Origin of the sequence: Methyloferula stellata AR4, from assembly GCF_000385335.1 — a bacterium.
In the GTDB taxonomy this organism is placed as follows: Bacteria; Pseudomonadota; Alphaproteobacteria; order Rhizobiales; family Beijerinckiaceae; genus Methyloferula; species Methyloferula stellata.
In genome coordinates, this window is sequence record NZ_ARWA01000001.1 from 2773878 (window position 1) to 2795322 (window position 21445).

At 57.6% G+C, this 21445-nt stretch carries 10 protein-coding genes; 5 read left to right on the forward strand and 5 right to left on the reverse strand.

From position 1 onward, the window contains the following. Position 1 precedes the first annotated feature (1 nt). Complete coding sequence (locus A3OQ_RS0113550) at positions 2 to 2116, reverse strand: alkaline phosphatase family protein (RefSeq protein WP_152428445.1); 2115 nt, start codon at positions 2114 to 2116, stop codon at positions 2 to 4. Positions 2117 to 2342: 226 nt separating this feature from the next. On the opposite strand from A3OQ_RS0113550, the gene A3OQ_RS0113555 reads away from it, so the two are divergent. Continuing rightward, entirely contained in the window at positions 2343 to 4013 is a 1671-nt protein-coding gene (locus A3OQ_RS0113555; protein ID WP_026595813.1) for a GspE/PulE family protein, read from the forward strand. 8 nt (positions 4014 to 4021) lie between these two features. Next, positions 4022 to 5233 (forward strand): type II secretion system F family protein, encoded by a 1212-nt coding sequence (locus A3OQ_RS0113560; protein ID WP_026595814.1) that lies wholly within the window; start codon positions 4022 to 4024, stop codon positions 5231 to 5233. Positions 5234 to 5364: 131 nt separating this feature from the next. On the opposite strand, the gene A3OQ_RS0113565 is transcribed toward A3OQ_RS0113560, so the two are convergent. The 4 genes from A3OQ_RS0113565 to A3OQ_RS0113590 form a co-directional block, all read right to left on the reverse strand. Continuing rightward, positions 5365 to 5907: an RNA polymerase sigma factor gene (locus A3OQ_RS0113565; RefSeq protein ID WP_020175948.1), complete on the reverse strand. Its 543-nt coding sequence runs from the start codon at positions 5905 to 5907 to the stop codon at positions 5365 to 5367. 1227 nt (positions 5908 to 7134) lie between these two features. Next, on the reverse strand, positions 7135 to 8133 hold the full coding sequence (locus tag A3OQ_RS0113580; RefSeq protein WP_020175951.1) for a UDP-glucuronic acid decarboxylase family protein: 999 nt from the start codon (positions 8131 to 8133) through the stop codon (positions 7135 to 7137). A 100-nt stretch (positions 8134 to 8233) separates the two neighbouring features. Further along, positions 8234 to 8689: a hypothetical protein gene (locus A3OQ_RS23625; protein ID WP_152428446.1), complete on the reverse strand. Its 456-nt coding sequence runs from the start codon at positions 8687 to 8689 to the stop codon at positions 8234 to 8236. Between the two features lie 137 nt (positions 8690 to 8826). Continuing rightward, positions 8827 to 11088 (reverse strand): tetratricopeptide repeat protein, encoded by a 2262-nt coding sequence (locus A3OQ_RS0113590; protein WP_425280287.1) that lies wholly within the window; start codon positions 11086 to 11088, stop codon positions 8827 to 8829. 394 nt (positions 11089 to 11482) lie between these two features. Here A3OQ_RS0113590 and A3OQ_RS0113595 point away from each other — a divergent pair, with 394 nt between their 5' ends. From A3OQ_RS0113595 to A3OQ_RS0113605, 3 genes are all read left to right on the forward strand, one after another. After that, complete coding sequence (locus tag A3OQ_RS0113595; RefSeq protein ID WP_020175954.1) at positions 11483 to 12421, forward strand: type 2 periplasmic-binding domain-containing protein; 939 nt, start codon at positions 11483 to 11485, stop codon at positions 12419 to 12421. A 110-nt stretch (positions 12422 to 12531) separates the two neighbouring features. Beyond that, complete coding sequence (locus A3OQ_RS23630) at positions 12532 to 13503, forward strand: substrate-binding domain-containing protein (protein ID WP_020175955.1); 972 nt, start codon at positions 12532 to 12534, stop codon at positions 13501 to 13503. A 476-nt stretch (positions 13504 to 13979) separates the two neighbouring features. Then, complete coding sequence (locus A3OQ_RS0113605) at positions 13980 to 21416, forward strand: two-partner secretion domain-containing protein (protein ID WP_020175956.1); 7437 nt, start codon at positions 13980 to 13982, stop codon at positions 21414 to 21416. The last annotated feature ends 29 nt before the right edge of the window (positions 21417 to 21445 follow it).

Here is a 21445-nt window from a genome sequence, read left to right on the forward strand (position 1 = left end):
TCTATTGCATCGATGAGGCCGAATGTGCATCGTCCTTGACAAGCTCGGTCATGCTCTGAACGAGCGCACGCGCCGATCGCGCCAGATACGTCGTTCTCGCCACATTGACTGGCTTATCTCCAAAAGCTGCTTCATCAAGCCGGCTCTTGATCTCCTGCGCCAGCAAGTCGCGTGCGTGCGTCGCCCCATCGAGCATGGCCACGAAACTGGCATAATCTTGGTCGCTGCCTTGAACGGCTTGCGTGGAAAGCGCCAACATATTGGTTCCGGCCTTGCCGAGCGGCGCGTTGAGCGCCTTATAAGCGTATGCAAGATCTAAGAAACTTGTCTGGTTCCCACGCAATTGCGGTGCCAGAGACGACGGCTCGATCCATTCGGTAAGCACACGTCCGTCGTGGACATAGTCGTCGACAAGACCAAGAAGCGCCAAAACGGTGGGGCGAATATCGGTATGGTCGGAAAAGACACTTTCATCGAGCCCCAGTTTGCGCACTCCGGGACCGGCGAGGCCAAACCAGGCAAGGCTCATGTCCGAAGCCGCATTGCCATGCGTCCACGAATAGGATGGATCTCTCTCAGCGCAAGGCGATTGTGAGCTACAATCGGCCAGGTTTCCGGCTGTCATCGCGAAATAGTCGGGAGCGCTGAATGCCATAAAGCTTGGCTTCCGCGCTGGACTGCTCGACGTCATATGAAGGAAGGCCATCGCCGTCCGATCGGCGATAAAGGGCATCAATAAATCCGTGCGGCCAGAGATTGGATTGACGACCGTCAGCTTGCCGACGTCCTGTTCAAGAGCGCGAGTGATTGGGGCCGCCACGGATGGATTTCCATGAATGAAGAAGCTCGGCGCGGTATCGAAATGAATATCGAACGCGGTCACGTTCCGAAATTGCGTTGCCAGCAATCGATCGACAAAGACATTGATCTCTCCCTGATCCGGATAGGTGCAGGCCAGGGTAGCTCCATCGCAAGTCTTCGGCACCGGAGCGCCGCCCGCGAAATGCCCCCCTTCATCCGAGGCAAAAACAAACAAAGTATTTGCTTTCGTGATGCCATCAGCCTCCAGCCGCCTGATGAAGCGCTCGAAGGTGCGGTCATAAGCGCCAAGACGCCGGTCATAGACTGCCTCTCCGGGCCCAAAGCTCTGCCGCGCTCCAGAAACTGAGATCCCGTTGTGAGGGTCGTTGATATGAGCATAAACGACAGGGACGCCCGCTTCGAGCATAGTGGCCACATAACCAAGCGACTGGGATGCTGTTGGTGCTGCGAGCCCGGGAAAGCCCGCATCTCCATAAGCATCTTGAATGATCTTGTGATCGAGGTCTCTGACAGGGCTATTCGGCGAGATCGCTGGCTGGACGTGAGCATTTCCGAAGAGCGCTCTGAAATTATTATAGAACCCGGGCTCGTCAGGAAGGTGGTCGGGGCGCGCGTGGGCCGCGTTCGCGCAGAGCTGGCTCGCCTGCGCGCAATGGACCGCAATGCCGAGAAAATCAGCTTTCGCCTTGGTCGGATCGGCCGCCGCCTCCGCCGCCTCAGGTGTCCCAGCGCCGAAAACCGAGATGATATCGGAGGGGATACTCTCGATCGCCAGATTGGCCACTCCAAAAGTACCGACGTCACATCCGGCGCGCGTGAAGGCAACCCAGGGCGCTGGCGCCATCTTTCCTGCCTCGGTCAGCATCTGGGGAAACCCATCAGGCGCTATAGCCGTCCAATAGGAAAAGGAACTGGTAAATCCGACGGAACCATCCGTTTGGAAATAGCCAAAGTTGTCCGACGTCGGCACGCCGGTCCGATCAGGATAAACCCCGGTCAAAATCGTAAGGATATCCGTCGCCGTATTGGACGGAAGGGAGGTGTGGTGATCGCCTGCGAGAACACCATTCTCGATCAGGAAGGCATACAGAAAAGGCATCTGTTCGACATCCGAGGCGATATTCGGATCGTCACGGCGCAGATGAATATTGTCGAATTGAAGTTGAACGACATGTTTGATTGCGCCGCCGGCGGATCGCAGTTCGCAGGTGGCCCAGCCATTGCTCGCGCCCGCTAGAATAACGGCGAAGATGAGCCACCGAATGGCTTCGAGATGCAATGCGCTGTGACGCAATATTAGCTTCCGCTCGCAAAATCTCGAATGATTACGCACCGGCTTGTGGCATCCAGATGACAGAGTCCGTACCGGGAATTGAACCGGTCGAGTTCTCAATATGTCGCATTCGAATTTTGTCGTCAGCCTGACACTCGTCCGAGCGAAGATGTTAGGCTCCGCGGCGCTCTTGCGCCAAGGATCAAGTCATGCATTTTCTTGGCTCCCATTCACAGGGCTTGATGCAATGCAAAGCGATTTCCTCGAGCATCTAGCCGCAAAAGGCATCTTACGCGATCTGCAAGCCTTCGAAGGCCGGCCGCAAACGCAGCGGCTTGACGTAAACGAAGACGCAGATTGGCTGAGCCTGACCAAGCTCACCCCGAAGGCCTTCGCTGACGAACTCGCCGCCTTTCATGCATGCCCGCGGGTCCAACGAGCCGAATTGGTCGGTGATCGCTTTGCAGGCGGTGCTTTGTCGCTGCGTTTTCTCAAGGAGGAACACCTTTTCCCATATTTGGATGCCCAAGGGCGATTGACCCTTGCGATCGCAGCGCCGATCGACGACGAGACGTTGCGGGCTGTCGAGGTCGCACTGAAGCAAAAGCTGCCGCTCGCTGTCGCGACGAACGATGACCTCGATGCCGCGCTGGCGACGACGCAAAGCGCCTCTGCTGTCGCATCAGAACCATCGGAAGCTGTTGCCGCGAGTTCGGACGATCTTGACGACCTCCGCGATCTTGCCAGGGGCGCCCCCGTCGTTCGGGCGCTCGACGATCTCATGCGGCTCGCGGTCGATCAGCGCGCGACGGATCTTCATATCGAGCCTTTCGCTGGCGCTTTACAGGTACGGCTACGGATCGACGGCCTTTTGAAGGCTGTGCCGGCGCCACCGATGAGCATGGCGAAAGGCCTGCTGTCACGCCTCAAGATCATGGCCGGTTTGAACATTACGGAGCGGCGCCTGCCTCAGGACGGCCGAACACATATCAATGTCGCGGGCGCGGAAATCGATCTCCGCGTAGCGACGATCCCGACAGCTCACGGGGAGAGCGCTGTCATCCGCTTGCTGCGCAAGGGTTCGGGACTTGTCGCTCTGAACCAGATTGGCCTCTCGCCACGTGACGACCGCATCCTGCGAAGTGCCCTGCAATTGCCCTTCGGCATGATCATCGTGACCGGTCCTACAGGCTCCGGCAAGACGACGACGCTTGCAGCTTCTCTTGCCGAACTCAACGAACCAACCCGCAAGGTTTTGACTGTCGAAGACCCCATCGAATATCAGATTCCTGGCATCAATCAGGTTCAGATTCATCCAACGATCGGTCTGACGTTTGCCGCGGCCTTGCGGTCCTTTTTGCGCCAGGATCCGGACGTGATCATGGTCGGTGAAATGCGCGACGCCGAGACCGCGCATATGGGCGTCCATGCGGCGCTGACTGGCCATCTCGTCTTGACGACGCTCCACACCAATACGGCGGCCGGCGCAATTACCCGCCTCATCGACATGGGGGTTGAAAGCTTTCTACTTGCTTCCTCAATCAAGGTGCTCATCGGACAGCGCCTTGTGCGCACCCTCTGCCGCGATTGCAAACAATCGCACCAGTTGACGCCGCAGGATCTTGCCCACGACACCCGATATGAAGCTTTGGGCTTTTCCAAAGGAGACATCGTCTATCATCCCAAAGGCTGCGAATGGTGCGGTTTCACTGGCTTTCGTGGGCGTCAGGGTGTCTTCGAATTACTCGAAGTCTCGACGGCCATCAGGGAAGCGATCGGACCCAAAACCGATTCCGCGGAACTCGAGGCGGTCGCGCGGAGAGAAGGGATGACCACGATGGCTGAAGACGGCATCGCAAAATGCCGGGCAGGGCATACGACGATCGACGAAGTCTTCCGCGTCACGATGAGTCTTTAGGATTCAAGATGCCGCAATTTAGGTTTCGAGCCATGGCGCGATCAGGCGAAATTGTCGCTGGAGAGGTCGATGCTCCTACGCGCGAAGAGGTCGTGAGCCGCGTCGAATATCTCGGTCACATGCTGATCGATGCGGAACTCGCGCCAAAAGGCGGCTTTCTGACCAAGGAGACGAGTTCGCGCGATAAACGACCTCGATCGCGTGACGTCACGCTTTTCCTGCGTCAATTGTCCTTGCTCATTGCCGCCGGACTGACGCTTGAAGCCTCATTGCAGACATTGGCTGAGGATTCCAACAAATCTCTTGTCTGGTTTGCTAATAATCTGCGCTCGACAATTACGGCGGGCGACAGCTTTGCTGAGGCGCTCGATCGCCATCCGACCCTCATCGAACCGGCCTATATAGCGATGGTCCGGGCGGGCGAAGCTTCGGGCAAGCTCGATGCGGTGCTGGGCGCGATCGTCGAGGATCGTGATCGCCGCGAGCTCCTCGCGGAGCGGTTTAGTTCCGCGATTCGATACCCGATGTTTCTCGTAGGTGCAGCAATAGCCATCCTCTTCTTTTTCTTGATTTTCGTCGTGCCGCAGTTTGAGCCCGTCTTCAAGGATCTCGGAAACAAACTGAACGGGGGGGCTGCCTTCGTGCTAGCCATGTCCAGCTGGCTTCGCGCCAATCTTCAAGTTTTCCTTGGCTTCTGGGTAGTCATGGGCCTTGGCGGCTGGCTTCTCCTCCGGCGCCGTGATGTTCGGGGCAGATTGACGGCGGCGATCATCTCGATCCCAGGCATAGCCGGCCCGATGCGCGATCGGCGCACGGCTCGCTTCATCGGGACCTTAGGCTTGCTCGTCGAGAATGGCGTTGCCTTGCCGGCGACGTTGAAAATTCTGCGTGATGTTGTGACCGTGCCCCACCTCGTAGCAGCCATCGACAACGTGCATGAGCAAGTCCGGCACGGCCGCCGTTTTGCCGATGCGCTCGCCGGCTCAGATCTCCTCCCTCCGCTCGCCGTGCGTATGTTGCGGGTTGGAGATGAGACCGGCGATCTTGCCTCCATTGCACGTCACGCCGCGGCGTTCTATGAGCACAAGCTCAGCGTCGGCATGGATCGACTCATGGGCGTGATCGGACCAGCAACGATCATCCTGGTCAGCGTCATCGTCGGCAGTCTCATTGTCTCCATCATGAGCGCGCTTTTGAGCATCACTGAACTCGCTCTGTGATTTGATGCTTGAGAGGTCCGGCGACGTTGCGTGCCACCCGGCAACCTGCTTCTGCCTGCGCGTGAGGCGGCGTCAATGTCTCGCTTTTGCGTAAATGTCTTGTAGCTGCTTAGTTTTAGCACTTAAAGGTATTAAATCTTGAATCTCGGCCCGCCAAGCCGTCTGGGCAGTTCACGGTTCAACCGGGTGGCACAAAATTCCAAGGCGGCTGCGAGTTCCACCTCGACTGTACGGCTGCTGATCTTCAAGCGCTTTGCGACGACTGGTGCGGAGCAGCCCTCGATAGCCATAGCCTCTAAGACGAAGCGGCGCCGCTCCGGCAATTCCTGCAAGGCTGCCTTCAACGCCTCAACTTCTGATCGTGCTTCGAGAACCCGCAGAGCATCTGGCGCCTCGTCCGGAATGTCGAAAAACTCATCGACCGCGCCAGCCCGTGGTCGACAATTTTCATATTTTCGCTGGTTCTTGGCGACATTGACCGCCGCCTTAAAGAAATAGTCCCGCGGGCTCTGTACCACGGCGACGTCACTAATCCGATCAATGCGGAGATAGGTCTCTTGAAGAACTTCCTGTGCAAACTCGCGCGATCCGAGTCGACGAGCCAAACGCCGAAACAGCTCATTGTAGTTCGCCGCGAACAAATCGGTTAAACGCGCCTGCTGACTCTCCGACACGACATCTCAACTCCGACCACGCCCGCGTAACGTATATATTTCTACCCATTTGCTGCACCGCTTTTATGAATGGCATATGACAACGGTCGTTTCGTGCTCAGACTGGTGCTTTTTTACCTCAGGGAAAGATTAGGCCAAACCGTGAATCCTTGAATTTCGGACAACCCAGGTTCTTCAAACAGCAAACGCTTGTCGGTTCTCTTATCCGGGGTCTCCAGCAACCGGCTCCTCATTCTGCTCAGTTCGCTTCAATCTTCCGCGACGGAATGGCGGCGGCGGTGGACGGCTTCCAAATCACGAGCCGGCGGATGTTTAAAAGACACTTTCGTTCAGGTTTGATCCCTCCAGATCTCGTGGTGGAGTCGAGTTGGCGCAGGACGAGTTGATCAGGCTAAAATTTGATCTCGCAAGGGCGAGGTTAACCTGCCACGGCTGCAAAGTGGGCCACTGGCGGGCTGGCTCCTCTAGGAAACAGCATTGATTAGTGGGCCTTTTAAGCTTGCTACCTTATTGAATTTCAGCGCTTTTGGTATTTTCTGGACAGAAGACATTCCACAAAGCATTCGTGAGCGCGAGGAAGAGGTTCTCGCCGATGATTTGCATCAAATGGCTGCCCAAATTGGCAGCTTAGAGGCCCAGCGCGCCCAGAAACGGACGGAAGAAGTTGCCCTTCCTCTCAGTCGGCAGGGGCGCAGCGCACACAAAACCTCGTCTTTCCTGTGGCCCTCTCAATCGACAGCCCTTCGATTAAAGCGGACGGAGCCGACATACCCCTCTCGCCCGGCACGGCTGTCAGCGTTGAGATCAAGACTGGCAGCCGGCGCATTCTCGAATATGTGTTCTCGCCGCTCGTCGAGACCGCGTCCAAAGCGATGAAGGAACGGTGAATAGTCGAGAAAGTGCTGTCCGAAGGAGAGTCACAAACTAATTCTAAAAACTAATATGCGATTTCAATTATATAAGTGTTCGCAGTTTCGTCCTGTGCGGCGCGCCAATAAAATCAATTATTTAGGCCAGTTCTGCCCAATCATAGCGCTCATTTTGGGAAGTTTTTGGGGAGAAGGCGCGCAGCGTCCACGGGTGTCCGCTGACGTCCATTTCGCCCTATCTGACCGCAGAGGACTCACCTTTGGAGCAACGGCTCCATCCTGTGCGGCGCGCCAGAAGTTATGCAGCATCATCGGCCTTGATTCTTGACCTTGATCTCATGAGAAATTGGTGAATTATTTAGACAGCCAGCGGCGATGCGATGCGCAGTTCCGCTGTTGATTGTGGGCCGCCTCGAAGTAGATTTTCGAAAAATGGAATGGTTCGCTTCAAACCTTCTTCCAGGGCAATATTAGGCTGCCATCCCAAAAACTTTTGTGCCGATGCAATGTCGGGACATCTTTGTTTTGGATCGTCTGCTGGAAGCGGCAATCGAATGATCGACGACCTGGAACCGGTGAGAGCCAGCACGGTCTCGGCAAGCTCCAAAATTGAGAACTCTCCGGGATTGCCTATATTGATCGGTCCGGTGACCTCGGCCGGTGTGTTCATCAAACGGACCAAGCCGTCGATCAGATCGGTGACGTAGCAGAATGAGCGCGTCTGCGATCCATCTCCAAAAATGGTAATATCTTCGCCGAGCAATGCTTGACGGATGAAATTCGACACGACGCGCCCGTCATCCAGACGCATAAAGGGACCGTAAGTGTTGAATATGCGCGCGACCTTTATCTTCAACTTGTGCTGACGATGATAGTCGAAGAACAAGGTCTCGGCGCAGCGTTTGCCTTCGTCGTAGCAAGAGCGAATGCCATTGGGATTGACATGCCCCCAATAGCTTTCAGGTTGCGGATGGACAGTTGGATCGCCGTATACTTCCGAGGTCGATGTTTGCAGGATCGGTATTTTCAAACGCTTCGCCAGACCGAGCATATTGATTGCGCCGAGCACGCTTGTCTTGGTGGTCTGCACTGGGTCGAATTGATAATGGACGGGTGACGCTGGGCAGGCGAGATTATAAATCTCGTCGACTTCGATGAAGAGAGGAAAGGTCACGTCGTGACGTAGGAGCTCGAAGCGTTTGTTGTCGAGCAAATGCTCGATGTTACGCCTGGAGCCCGTGAAGAAATTATCGACGCAAAGAATCTCATGCCCGTCTTCGAGCAGCTTCTGGCAGAGATGGGTTCCAAGGAAGCCTGCGCCGCCCGTCACGAGAATGCGTTTTTGCCGTAAAACCATCGCCGGCTCCTGATTGTTAAACCGTGAAGTCAAAATTATTTGCGGCGCTTGCCTCGGCAGCCGTATGAGAATCCATTGAGTCGGTCTTGCCGATCACGACCTATCGGCGCGACTGGCGGTTCCTCTGGTCCTTGCCGGTCCCGTCCTTGTCGCTCGCATTTGGCCCCATATTTTCAAACAGCGCGACGGAGGTCGTTCGATCGTCGAGTGACAATGTCACGCGCCGCAATGCGATCTCGGTGACTTTCCATCCGCTGATATTGTCGCCGACATGGACCCGCAGCGATTGTAGGCCTCCCGCGGTTCTAAGAAGCGCCCGCGGACCGTCTCCGCTTCTGACGACGCCGAGCAAAACGAGGCTGGGAGGCGGCGGCGGTGGCGCCTCCGGTGCGGCGGGCGCCGGAGGCGGTGCTTGGGGCAGGCGCACATGCCTGCCTGCCACGAACAAGGGCCGCGTGCGTGTGGCCGACAATGAAGAGAGCGATTGCTTGGCCAGAGGATTGGCTAATGGGTCTGCGTCACGGTCGGGAGCGTCGCCAGCCGCGGCGAAAGCCATTGCCGGCCAAAGACAAAGGATGAGTCCAGTCCGGATACGCCCCCGCATGTTCCGGCGACGCGTTTCGATCACGGCTGCGTTTTGTGACGGGAGGATCTCGAATCTTGTCGCATTAGGGACGGTGAGAGCGCTCATTGTCAGAAGATGCCCTCTGCGCCCGCAATTTCGGAAGCGGCCTTGGGGTGCGAAGCACACCAGTCCTCCCATAGCCTCATCAGAGCTTCGTCGAGGTTATTGGCGAAGCGGACTGGATCGTTCAACGGCGAGGCGGCAACCCGGTCCCGCAGACCCGCCCGCAACGCGGCAAGCTCTTCCCGGCGTTTGGTCCAGCCGGCGGCCAGTTCGATATATTCATCGATCGAATGCGCGCAAAAATTGCTGAGGCCTGCGGCGGTCAGATGCGTGGCGGCGTGACGCCCCGCAAAAGTCTCTCCGACGAGGGTCACCGTCGGCACGCCCATCCACATGGCTTCAAGAGTCGTGACGCCGCCCGAATAGGGAAAAGGATCCAAGGCGAGATCGACTCGTTCCGAATAGGCTTCGAGCAGTTGCGTCTGTTGAGGCTCTCCGACAAGTTCGACGCGATCACGGCCAAGACCGCCACTTTCAAGAATGTCGTAGACGGCCTCTCGCGTCTTCTCCTCGGCCAGACTGCCATAAACCATGAGAATGCGAGCGGACGGAGCGAGCTCCAGGATCTTAGCCCAAGCGCGCGCTACCTCCGCGTTGAGCTTGCCAGGACGATTGAAACAGCCAAACGTAAATTCGTCTTTCTTGAGCGCGGGCAACGGCTGGACGGCTGGCGCCTCCGCAGGAGGATTGTAGCAGACATAGCAGTCCGGCAAGCGGATGACGGATTCGAGATAAAAGGCATCATCCTCTGGCGGGATCTCGACGGCATCGGCGATAATGCCATCCATCGTATCGAGTCCGACGGTGCCGACATATCCTGCCCAGGTCAGTTGGATCGGCGCCGCCCGCATCGCAAAAAGCGAGAGGCGATGGCCAGTCGTATGGCCGGAGAGATCGAACAATATGTCTATCTCATGCTCGGCTATGAGCGCGGCACAGCCCTCATCATCGAGATCGGACAGAATTTCCCATGACTTTGCGATGGCCTTGTAGCGATCGGTAAAATGATCGTCGCCAAACCTTCGGTCCGTCTTATAACAATAGATTTCGTAACCGAGCGCCGCCAGGGCTTCGATCGCCCGCAGCACGAGGAAGCTGACCGCGTGGCCTCTCATATCAGCGGAAACGAGGCCAATCCGCGGCTTGCGTTTCGAGTCGGGATTATTCGCGAATGCGAAGCGGTCCTTGGGCGCTTCCGACCGCGCAAGCATGCCCCATTTTCTGTGAGCGTCCAGCAATTCCGCTTTGGTGACGCCGGGATTATGTTGCAACCCGAAGAGCGGTGCGCCGACCACGATCGGATCGTCAGGGCTGAGATCGATAGCCTTACGATAACTTGTTACAGCCTCCTCAACCCGCCCTTGCCCGAAATAGGCGAAGCCGCGCGCGACATGGGATGGAGCGTAAAGCGGATCGAGCTCGAGCGCGCGATCTATATAGCCCAGTCCCATTTCATATTGCTTATGCAATACGAGAAAATTTCCGAATGCCATCTGGGCCAGGGCGATATCCGGAGCGATCTTGGCAGCCATTTCGAAAAGATGGCCGCCTTGGAGCTCACGGGATTTCCTGCAAAAGACGGAGCCAAGCGCGATCATGGCATTATAGTCTTTGCTATCGAGAGTCGCCGCCATGGCGAAATCGGCGTGAGCCTTTTCTTCCTCATCGCCCATCGCATAGGCGAGACCGCGTCCGCGATAAGAGTTGATGTATGAGCGATCGAGGAGGATCGCGCGATCGAAGACAGTGATCGCTTCCTTCCGGTGCTTTTCGGTCAACAGGGCGAGCCCGAGACTATAGAGAGCAAGCGGCATGTTCGGCCAAAGGCTCAAGCCTCGTTGCAGATAGAGAATGCCCTCGCGCGGTTTTCCCGTTCGCGCCAGGCAAGTGCCTATCTCCGTCAAGGAGGAGGGATGATTGGGTGTGTTGGCGAGCTCGCGCTCGAAGGATAGGATCGCCTCGTCGAAGCGATCGAGATGCGTCAGCGTAACACCGCGCGAATAATGGACGCCCAACTGCTTCGCATCGAAACGCGCCGCGTCCTCGAATTCACGCAAGGCCTGCTTCCACTTGCCGGCATTGAAAAAGGCGATCCCCTTTTCGAAATGCCTGCGTCCTTGGTGTCTTTGAAGGCCTGGGATCTCTCCCATTGGCATGAGAGAAGGCCGTCCCGCGCCCGCGTGCGGACGAAAAGTATCAAAATGTTTCGCCACGTCAGAAGCCCTGTCACAACCGGAGTGTTTGTTAGGTATGAACCGCGTCCACATCAGTGTAAATTATTTTGTTTACATAACGATTCGATTGCATAGGGCAATCTGCTATATTGGGTGCAGTGATACGATAACACTGCGTTAGGCGAATTTTTTACACCCAACACCCAAGAATCCGCAAGACAAAGTTATATAAAAATATTACATAATAGAGCCCGCCAAAATTGGCTGGGCGTCCAAAAACCTTGCATGGTTTTGAGCCCGCCTGCCGGACCTCCGGCAGGCGATAGCGTAGCGCGTTCTCAGTTCCGGAGTTTCGAGATTCCTCGCCGCGAAGGGAGGTCAAAGCCGAGATTGTTTGTCCAGCTTGTTGATGATGATCCACTCACTCGCTTGAAGCGGACGAGCTTTAGGGAGTCGCGTTTCGAGCTTTTTTGCAAAGGACAAAATCGTGTTGCATAAAGACATTAGAAAACTTTTGCTCGGTGGAACCGCGGCATTGTCGCTGGCGGGTTTCGCACTGCCTGTCCTGGCTGATGATGGGGCGATCCGGATTGCCGTCGCCGTGCCATTCGCCGACACCTTAAACGACATTATCGGCTCTTGGCATGACTGGGTGTCCACCCATGATGGTCTGAATTATACGGCCACAGCCTATACGAATGCGAACAGCGTCCTGTTCAATCAAATCATAAGCAGTTCGACGAGCTTCTACGATTTGTTTTTTGCGGTCGATACGGCCACGCCCAACAACCTGTTTTACAACTACACGACCTATGTAAGCACGCCGCCGTTCAATTATGCAATCGATGGCCTCGCGCTCTCGTCGCGCTCGATCAATGTTTCAGCGAGCGGTCTTCCCTATCCGCTGACGGGCCATCTCTTCATCGAAAATCCCGCGGTGAATCCCTATGGGCTCGCGGCCTATACACTGCTCAACGACACGCCCTGGTCGGCCGGGTTCACTACGGTCGCGGGTCCCTTCGCTCCCAACGGAGCCAATGCCACGCAAAACGACGTCTATACATTTTTGACTCTCAGCCAGGAATTTACCCTGCAGCCCAAGTCGCGCATATGCCGTGCGTCATCGACGGCGCCTTATACGGCGGCATGGGAGACAACTCTGATTCCCCGCTATGTTTATGAATATTACGCGGAAGGCGGCGGCTCATCCGACCCGAACGTCCCGGCTACCGTCCCGACCAGCGATGCGAACGGCAGTCATCCGTTCCCCAACATCGTGCAAGCGGCGATTCAAATAAATGGCACGGGCTCCAGTGCCGCGCTTCAGAGTTTTCTCAACTATCTGAAGGGCCGGACCACTTATCCAAACAAGCCGGCGCGGGACATCATCAAAAGCTATTGTTACCGCTGGGCGATCGGCCAGTGATTTAAAGGCAGCCGGTCGCAATGAACCGGCATCCTTCAATCATGTCATCTCATCCTATGAGGCAGGCGCATTCGATATGTCAGGCCTCGAACCTTATTAAGGGAAGAATCATGTTGAGAAATAAAGGGCAACTTTTGCTGGGCGCCGCCATGGCCGCGCTCCTGATCGGCTCCGCGCCGAAAGCCGAAGCGACCACCGGTTCAATCAGGATCGCCGTCGCAGCGAATTTCAACGATGCGCTCAATGACCTTATAACCGCGTGGAGCGTCTTTGAGGCAGGTAACGGAAACACTTATACCGCAACGGCCTATGCGGGCGCGACCGGCACCCTGGTCAAGCAGATCACGAGCTCGTCGGTCAGCTTCTACGATCTGTTCTTTGCGGCGGATACGACAACACCAAACGCCTTATTCAACAGCTCGACGACTTTTATCAGCGGGCCTCCCTTCACTTATGCACAAGGCGGACTGGTGCTCTGGTCGGGGCCTCACAATTCGGTCGATATCACCGCATCGGGCCTGCCTTATCCTTTGACAACCAATCTAGTCATCGCCGATCCTAGCAGCGCGCCTTACGGTTTGGCGGCAGCGACGGTGTTGAACGACGCGCCTTGGAGCCTGGGCCTGCCGACCAGCACGTCAGCCGGCTATCCCGTTGGCTTTGTTAATCTCGGCGGCAATATCGGTTCCGTCTATTCGACTTTGCTGACGACGAACACCTATGCCTATGGCTTCGTCGCTAAATCGCAGGTCTGCCGTGCCGCCACGACCGCGCCCTATACGGCGGCATGGAACGTCTATTCCACGCCTCCGAACTCGGGCACTGTTTATGCCTATGAATATTATCCGGAGGGGGGCGGATCATCGGCCCCGAACCTGCCAAGTCCCGTGCCGACGAGCGATGCGCATGGCCACCATACTTTCCAAGCCATCTTGCAATCCGCGATCCAAGTGAAGGGTACCGGCTCCAGCGCCGCCTTGCAGAGTTTTCTAGCCTATCTCGACGGCGACAGTACGTTCCCGGATCAACCTGCGACGGATATCATTAAAAGCTATTGCTACCGATGGGCGCTCGGACAATAGCAGGTTGAGTTCGCCCAAAGCGAATAGATGCTTGAACTTTAAGAACGTCGTTGCGTGAACCTGCGCGCGGATTTGCGCCTAATGTTTGTGAGATGGCCTCGCCTCGAAGGCGAGGCCATTTCTGTTTTGCGATTGGCTTTCGCCGTCGCGGCGCCGTTGGAGACGGCGGGGCCTTCCATGCGGCAGTTACAGGCGGGTGTGGCCGATATGCCATATGGACCATTCATGAGGGCTCTCGTCCATTTTGTCGCATCGACTCGACCTGAGCCCTGCTAACAAATAGTTAATGTAAGTGTAATATATTGCGCTACGCTAGCGCCGTATTTCAAGGCATAGCCACCATGTTATCATTGGATTTATGTCGCCTGGAGCGTGGCGCCAATACATCGCTCGCCGCCGATCGCTCTTCGTCGGGCGCGCCTTTTTCGTCATGTAGTTCGGATAGCTTGCGATCCTTTCGCGGCTCTTTCACCTGCATGACCGCGATCGCCGCGCTGCTTGCCTTGCAGGATGCGGCGCTCGCAGGCCCGACTGGCGGCACCGTGGTCGGCGGCCAAGCGACGATCTTCCAATCGGGCCCGACCACCAACATTAATCAGTCGACCAACAATGCCATCATCAATTGGCAGACATTCAATATCGGCCGCCAAGAGACGGTCAATTTCTTCCAGCCGAATAGCATGTCGACGACGCTCAACCGCGTCACCGGCAATGAGCAGAGCGTGATCGCCGGCGCGCTCAACGCCAATGGCAAGGTGTTCATCGTCAATTCGGCTGGCATCCTGTTCACCAAGGGTGCGACAGTCAATGTCGGCGGCTTGGTGGCATCGACGCTCGATATTTCCAACCAGGATTTCATGGCCGGGAATTATAGGTTCGAAGGCAATACGACAGGATCCTCCGCCACCCCGACAGGGTCCGTCATCAACAAGGGCAAGATCCACGTCGATCCTAACGGCTATGTCGCGTTGCTCGGCAAGACGGTCTCAAACTCCGGCACGATCACGGCGAAGCTCGGCTCGGTGGTGATGGCGTCGGGCACCAAGCTCACCTTGAACTTCGAAGGCAATTCGCTGTTCGACGTCACGATCAGCCAAGGCGCCTTGAACGCGCTTGTCGCCAACAAAGGCGCGATCATTGCCGACGGCGGCACCGTGATCCTGACGGCGAAGGCCGCCGACGCGATCTTATCGGCGCAGGTGAATAACACGGGCGTCATCCAGGCCCGCACGATGGATGCGCTGAAGGGCGGCGGCACAAGCACGGGCGTGCGCGTCGGCACAATCAAGCTTCTGGCCGACGGTGGCACGGTGAATGTGTCGGGCAAGCTCGATGCCTCCGCGCCGAAAGGCCGCAATGGCGGGACGATCACACTCGCGGCCAGTGGCGGCACGGCCATTGTCTCGGGCAAGCTCAATGTTTCGGCGCCGAAGGGAACCGGCGGCACGATCGTCACGACCGGCACCAATGTAAATCTGACGCAGACTGCCCGCCTCGACGCGAGCGGCCTGACAGGCGGCACGATCCTCATCGGCGGCGACCGTCACGGCGGCAGCGATTCCGCCGAGGATTTCGTCAGCACGCCTGTTATGGATGCGACCATCACGACGATCGCCGCCGGCGCGACTCTTACCGCCAATGGCAGCGCGGGCGATGGCGGCAATATCGTCGTCTGGTCGAACGGACAGACGAATTATGCCGGCGCGATCGAGGCGACCGGCGCGGGCACGGGCAATGGCGGCTTCGCCGAAGTCTCGAGCCACGACCAGTTGAACTTCACCGGCACCGCCGATCTCAAGAGCGTCAACGGCAAGTCCGGCACCTTGCTGCTCGATCCCTACGATCTGACGATCAGCAATAATTCCAACAGCAATAGCTCGAACGCCTCTGGGACCTTTACCGGCTCGGGCGATTCCTCGGTCATCAACGCTACCACGCTTCTGAATGCGCTCGCCAACGCCAACGTGACGATCAGCACAGGCGGTACAGGCAGCGCCGGCACGGATGCCGGCAATATCAACGTCAATGCGGCACTCGACTGGTCCTCGACTTCGGCAACACCGTCGGCCAATTCCCTGACCTTGGCAGCGGCGAACAACATCAATGTCAATGCGCCCATGACCTGGTCGGCCGGCACGCTCACGCTCAATGCCGGCGCGAATATCTACGTCAACAATGCGATAACCGCGACCGGCACTGCGGCTTTCGCCGCCAATTACGGCAATAAGCTCAATTCGGACGGCAGCGTCTCGACGACGGTCAATGATATCGGCAACGGCACCGTCACGCTCGCTGGCTCCGGCACCGTGGGACTTAACGCCGACGGCACGCCCATGGGGCTCTATACGCTCCTCGGAGCGACGGCAACGCCGTCCTATGCCGGGACTATAAACTTCTCCAGCTCCAACACTGCCGTGACGTTGAACGGTACGAGCTATGAGGTCGTTACGGCCAGCAATCTTGGTGATCTCGGAGCGAGCCTTACAGGCAATTATGTGCTCGGAGCCAACATCACCGTCGCGAGTATGTCAAACAATAACATAGGCACGACGGCGACGCCCTTCACAGGAAGCGTCAACGGCTTCGGCCATAAGCTCACCATCAGCGGGACTCTGGCCAACTCGGGCGTGTTCGGCACGATCGGCGCCGGCGGAGAAGTGAGCAATCTCGGGGTCAATGCAAACGCGGTGTCAGGAACCACAGGGCAGGCCGCCTTGGGTATGCTGGCCAACATCAATCAGGGATATATCGTCGATAGCTATGTCTATACGAATGGTGTGAGCGGGAGCTACGTCAACAATGGTAACGTATCCGTCGTCAGCGTCGGAGGCCTTGTTGGCATAAACGATACCCAAGGCGTCATCGCTCAAAGCGAATCCTACGTCTATCTCGAGGATAGGACCGGGACCGCGGGAGGCTTCGTTGGCACCAATAACGGTAAAATCTATGACAGCTCGGCCTGGGGTGACAGTACAAATAGGACTCAGGGCACCGTCTTTAGTACCGGCGTAATACCCTCGACGGCCGGCGTGGGCGGGTTCGTCGGCGTGAATTCCGGGACGATTGAGCGCTCTTATTCAGGAAATATCGTTAGATTTACGTCCGACAGCACGGTGTCAAATGAAGGCGTTTTTGTCGGCTGGAACACGAGCACCGGCACGATCGATCAATCCTATTCTTATACAAAATATACGGGCACTTCGACGTACGACACCGGAAACTATTTGGGCGGTTTTGTCGGCCTTAATGACGGCTGGATCGAAAATGCCTACGCGACCAGCCTCAACAACAGCAGCAGCACGAGCCCGAATTGGATGGGCGGCTTTGCCTATAATAATACAGGCAAGATCGAAAATGCTTATGCCGCGTCTAGTTACAATAAAGGGGGGACGTCAGCAGACGGCTTCGTCTACCACAACACAGGCACGCTCACGAACGATTATTATTCTGTTGTTGTTGGATCCGGCACTGTCAATAACAATTCTGGGGTGAAGGCTCTGAGCACCGGTGGAACCGTGGCTAGCTATGGTTTCGACTCGCAATTTTGGGCAATGTCCTACTCCGGCTATCCCATTCTCAAGAATATCATGGTCTATGTCGGGACCAGCGGCACCGCACCTTCCTATGGCGCCGACTCGACAAGCGCGCTCGGGCTGCAAGCCATTGGCCTGCAAGGCGGCGGCATGACAGCAGCCAACGCCGACAGTATCACCGCGATTACGGGCAATCCGTTTAACATCTCGGTCGCGGGTGGACTCATTGATGCTGGTTCATGGGCGGCCGCGAGCGTGCTCTCGTCGTCGAGCTATACGGACGTCAAAGGAACGGTCACCATTCTGCCGCAGCAACTGACCGCAACGGTCACCAAGACCTATGACGGAACGGCGAATGCGTCCGGGGCAACAATCGCGCTTTCTGGCCTCGTCGGCGACCAGACGCTCAGTGTCGGCGGATTGTCGGGGACCTTCTCGTCCAAGGATGCAGGATCAGGTTTGACCGTCAGCGGCTTGGCTTATACGTTGACCGATGGCACGAATGGCGGGAAGGCCGGCAATTACACGATTTCGACAACGGCGACAGGTACGATCACGCCGCTGTCGATCACGCTCGGCGGCGCGACGGTCAGCGACAAGACCTATGACGGCTCGACAACTGCCAATGCTTCGAACCTGACTCTGTCCGGTGTCATCGCCGGCGACAGCGTGTCGATTGCTTCGGGCTACGCGGCGAATTTCGCCGATGCCAACGAGGGCCAGGGCAAGACGGTCACTATCTCGAATCTCACGACGTCCGGCGCGAATGCCAATGACTATGTGATCGCGAACTTCCAGACCACCGGAAACATCACCCCCCTCCCGGTGCAGCTCTACGGCAGCAAGCAAGCCGACGGCACAGCCACGATTTCAGGCACGGCCCTCGTGGCAGTGAACGCGGTCGTGGGCGATACGGTGACCTTCAGCGGCCAGGCGACGCTCGCTTCGTCGGCCTCCGGTGTGCAGCCGATTACCAGCGTCTCCGGCCTGACGGTCAACAATTCCAATTATACGCTCGTCGGCTATTCCAATCTCAGCGCGGTGGTGATCGGCTCGCAGAGTCTCGTAAAGGACCACGACGTCCTTGGGACGTCCACTGTCGTTAATTCGGGCACGACCTGGACTGTCACGACGACGACGCCAACAGCCATCATCGACTGGTACCGCTTCTCGGTGGTCCCGGGCGACACGGTGAACTTCGTGGAGCCGGGGCCCACCTCAGTCGTCCTCAACCGCGTCACCGGCAATGAGCAAAGCCTTATCCAAGGCACGCTCACTTCCAATGGCGAGGTTTTCATTGTCAATTCAGCCGGTATCCTCATTACGTCGGAGGCCGTGGTCAACGTCGGCGGCCTCGTCGCGACGACGCTTGCCATCAGCGACAGCAATTTCGAAAACGGCATTTATGCATTCGCCGCAGCGGGCGGTACCGGTTCGGTCAAAAACGATGGCACCATCGAAATCAAAGATAATGGTGGTTTCGCCGTTCTCGCGAGTCAGAACGGCGTGAGCCAAACGGGGGAAGCCGCTATCAAGGCAGACCCCGATACGAGCGGAGCCCAGGTCGGCACTGCGATTTTGGCCTCCACCAACCAATTGAACCTGACACTCGACGGGACCACCAGTAACGTCAGCGGCTACACGACTGGCACACTTTCCGGCACGACCAAGGTGGATGGTGCTATCAATCTCGGCACGGGCGGAACGCTCGGAACCGCGGGCAATATCGTCTCCGTTTCGGATACTTTCGCATTTTCCGCCGGCCCAACGAGCACCTGGTCGCTCGTGGCGTCGGCGGTCACTGTCGGCGCGGGCGGCACATTGAGCGGTAGCGTTGCGAGCAATGCATTGAATATGGTCAGTCTGTCGCTGAACGCGACGAGCGGCAATGTCACCGTCAACGATCCGATCACCTGGTCCACCGACTCGAAGCTCACTCTCGCGGCCTCCGGCGACATCAACATCAACGCGCCGATCACCGCCACCGGCACCAATGCCGGGCTCGCGATGGTCTATGGCGGCGACTACAACATTCTGACGCCCGCGACTTATGCCGGCGCCGTGATCGATCCCACGACAGGCTATCCGGTCGCCAATCAGGCGCCCGCGGGCACGCAATATGCCAGTATCACTTTGTCCGGCGCCAATGCCAGCCTCGCGATTAACAATCATGCCTACACGCTGATCCACAATGCGGCCGATCTGGCGAATATCAACAGCGCCACGCCGGACGCCAACGGCTACAGCAACGGTGCTGGCTATTACGCGCTGGCACAGTCGATCGATCTGACCGGTGCCTCCTATGTTAACGCGCCGGTTGCCACCCTCTCCGGCACGTTCGACGGCCTCGGGAACACGATCAGCAATTTGACGATTCAGTCGACCGCAACGGTAAATAGTGCCGCCGTGGGGAACCTCGGGCTGATCGGCGTATCCACGCAGGGCAGCGTGATCCGCGATATCGGTGTGCTCAATGTCAATATTAGCTCCTCGGCAATCGTAAATTTCGGCAACGGGCCCGTGACCGTGATGGGTAATAATCTCGGGGCTCTCGTCGGGTCGAACCTCGCCAATGTCAGCAACGCTTGGAGTTCGGGCACGATTTCAGGAAACAGTTCCGGTGGATTGATCGGCCAAAATGCTGTCTATCCGTACAGCTACAATCCCAACCCACCTTACAACACGATCTCGAACGTCTACTCGGACGCGACGGTGACAGGCAATGCCGTTGGCGGCCTGATCGGATCCGGCGGCACTTTCAACCTCTCCAACGCGCATGCCACGGGGACGATTTATACGGCGGGACAGGGCGGCGGCTTGATCGGCTCCGCCATCAACGTAAACATCTATAATTCCTACGCCACGGGCAATGTCGGTCCGGCTTCGAACGGAGGAAACCCAGGTTCCAATCTCGGCGGACTGGTTGGCCAGCTCTTTTCGGATCAATCCGTATCAACCTCTAACGGCGTTGTGATCGAGAACTCCTTTGCTACCGGCGCCGTGACGGGATTTGGGTCCCTTGGTGGATTGGTCGGCAATATTAGCGGTAGTGGTGGTAACGTCACGCTTGACAATACTTATCACGCAATTGGCGCGGTTACGGGCGTGAACGTAAATGGCACAAACGGCTCTAATATCGGCGGCTTGGTTGGCCTCGCAGATGCGTCGGGCGGGAGCGGACCGGTCCAGTATCAAATCACCATATCAAACTCTCATGCCATTGGTCCCTCTACCACGGGAGAAGTCAGTTTCACCGGACCCGACGGCCAGGCAGGCACTTATGGCAGCAATGCCGGGGGCCTGGTCGGCTCTCTTACATTTGGCTCCATCATTAATTCTTACGCAACGGAGGAGGTGGTAGGCGGCGATAACACGGGCGGTCTCGCGGGCGCCATTGCCGCCGTACAGGTCACCAACTCCTACGCCACCGGCGAGGTGTCAGGTGGTAATAATGTTGGCGGGTTGGTTGGTGTGATCGGCTCCGCTCAGGAGCTTGGCACCGGTGCTTACGTCTTCAGCAACATCACCAATTCCTACGCGACGGGGAATGTGATTGGCAACGACAGTGTCGGCGGTCTTGTCGGCAGCACGACGCAATTTGGCATTATTACGGATTCCCATGCCACAGGGGACGTGACCAGCCGTCTCGACAACCCGAATTCCGTCGGTGGACTTGTCGGCGCGAATGGCGGCTCGATAGCCGATTCCTATGCGACCGGCGCCGTCCGCAACCACGCGGGCACGACGGCCGGGCTCGGCGCCTTGGCGGGCAGCAATTATGTCGGCAGTGGCGGCCTTGGCTTCAACTGCCCGAATTGCGGTACCATCACCAACAGCTGGTATAATGCCGATGCCAATCCGGGATTAGGTCCGACCGGAAGTAATACGTTTGGCAATTCGCCCGGCACCGTTACCGGCGGCGGCGGACTGACCAGCACGCAGATGAACGACGTCTCTCATTATATCGACGGCACCATCGGCCAGGTTTTGGCGGATCGGGCCGCGGCAGCGCAAGCAGCCGCAGCACAGGCCGCGGCTGTGCAAGCGGCAGCCGCCCAGCGAGCCGCGCTTCAACAAGGCTCGGGCGCCGCGCAAGCGATCGGCACGACCGATACGCAAACCTCCGCCGGGAACCCGCCGACGCCGGCGATCTCCAAAGCTGGAACGGCCGCCGTCGCAGCCATCGCACCGGCGAAGATCGAGGACAACTTCCCGAACGTGCCGTCCGCGGCGACGCCGGTTCCGAAAGAAGAACGCCGCGAGCGCCGCCGCGTCGCCAATACCGGAACCCACCATCATACTGGCGGCAGCGGAGGCGGTGCCACCCTCCGTTCGATCGAGATCAACGGCCAGCGTTTCGATCTCGAGAAAAACCACTAGATCGGCATGATCGGTCGGGCCGTGTCAGA

Excerpts from the sequence above, each read along its gene's own strand:
- A3OQ_RS0113555 (WP_026595813.1), top strand. The coding sequence starts at position 2,343 with ATGCAAAGCGATTTCCTCGAGCATCTAGCCGCAAAAGGCATCTTACGC.
- A3OQ_RS23625 (WP_152428446.1), bottom strand. The coding sequence starts at position 8,689 with ATGGCTTTCGCCGCGGCTGGCGACGCTCCCGACCGTGACGCAGACCCA.
- A3OQ_RS0113605 (WP_020175956.1), top strand. The coding sequence starts at position 13,980 with ATGACCGCGATCGCCGCGCTGCTTGCCTTGCAGGATGCGGCGCTCGCA.
- A3OQ_RS0113580 (WP_020175951.1), bottom strand. The coding sequence starts at position 8,133 with ATGGTTTTACGGCAAAAACGCATTCTCGTGACGGGCGGCGCAGGCTTC.
- A3OQ_RS0113560 (WP_026595814.1), top strand. The coding sequence starts at position 4,022 with ATGCCGCAATTTAGGTTTCGAGCCATGGCGCGATCAGGCGAAATTGTC.
- A3OQ_RS23630 (WP_020175955.1), top strand. The coding sequence starts at position 12,532 with ATGTTGAGAAATAAAGGGCAACTTTTGCTGGGCGCCGCCATGGCCGCG.
- A3OQ_RS0113590 (WP_425280287.1), bottom strand. The coding sequence starts at position 11,088 with ATGTGGACGCGGTTCATACCTAACAAACACTCCGGTTGTGACAGGGCT.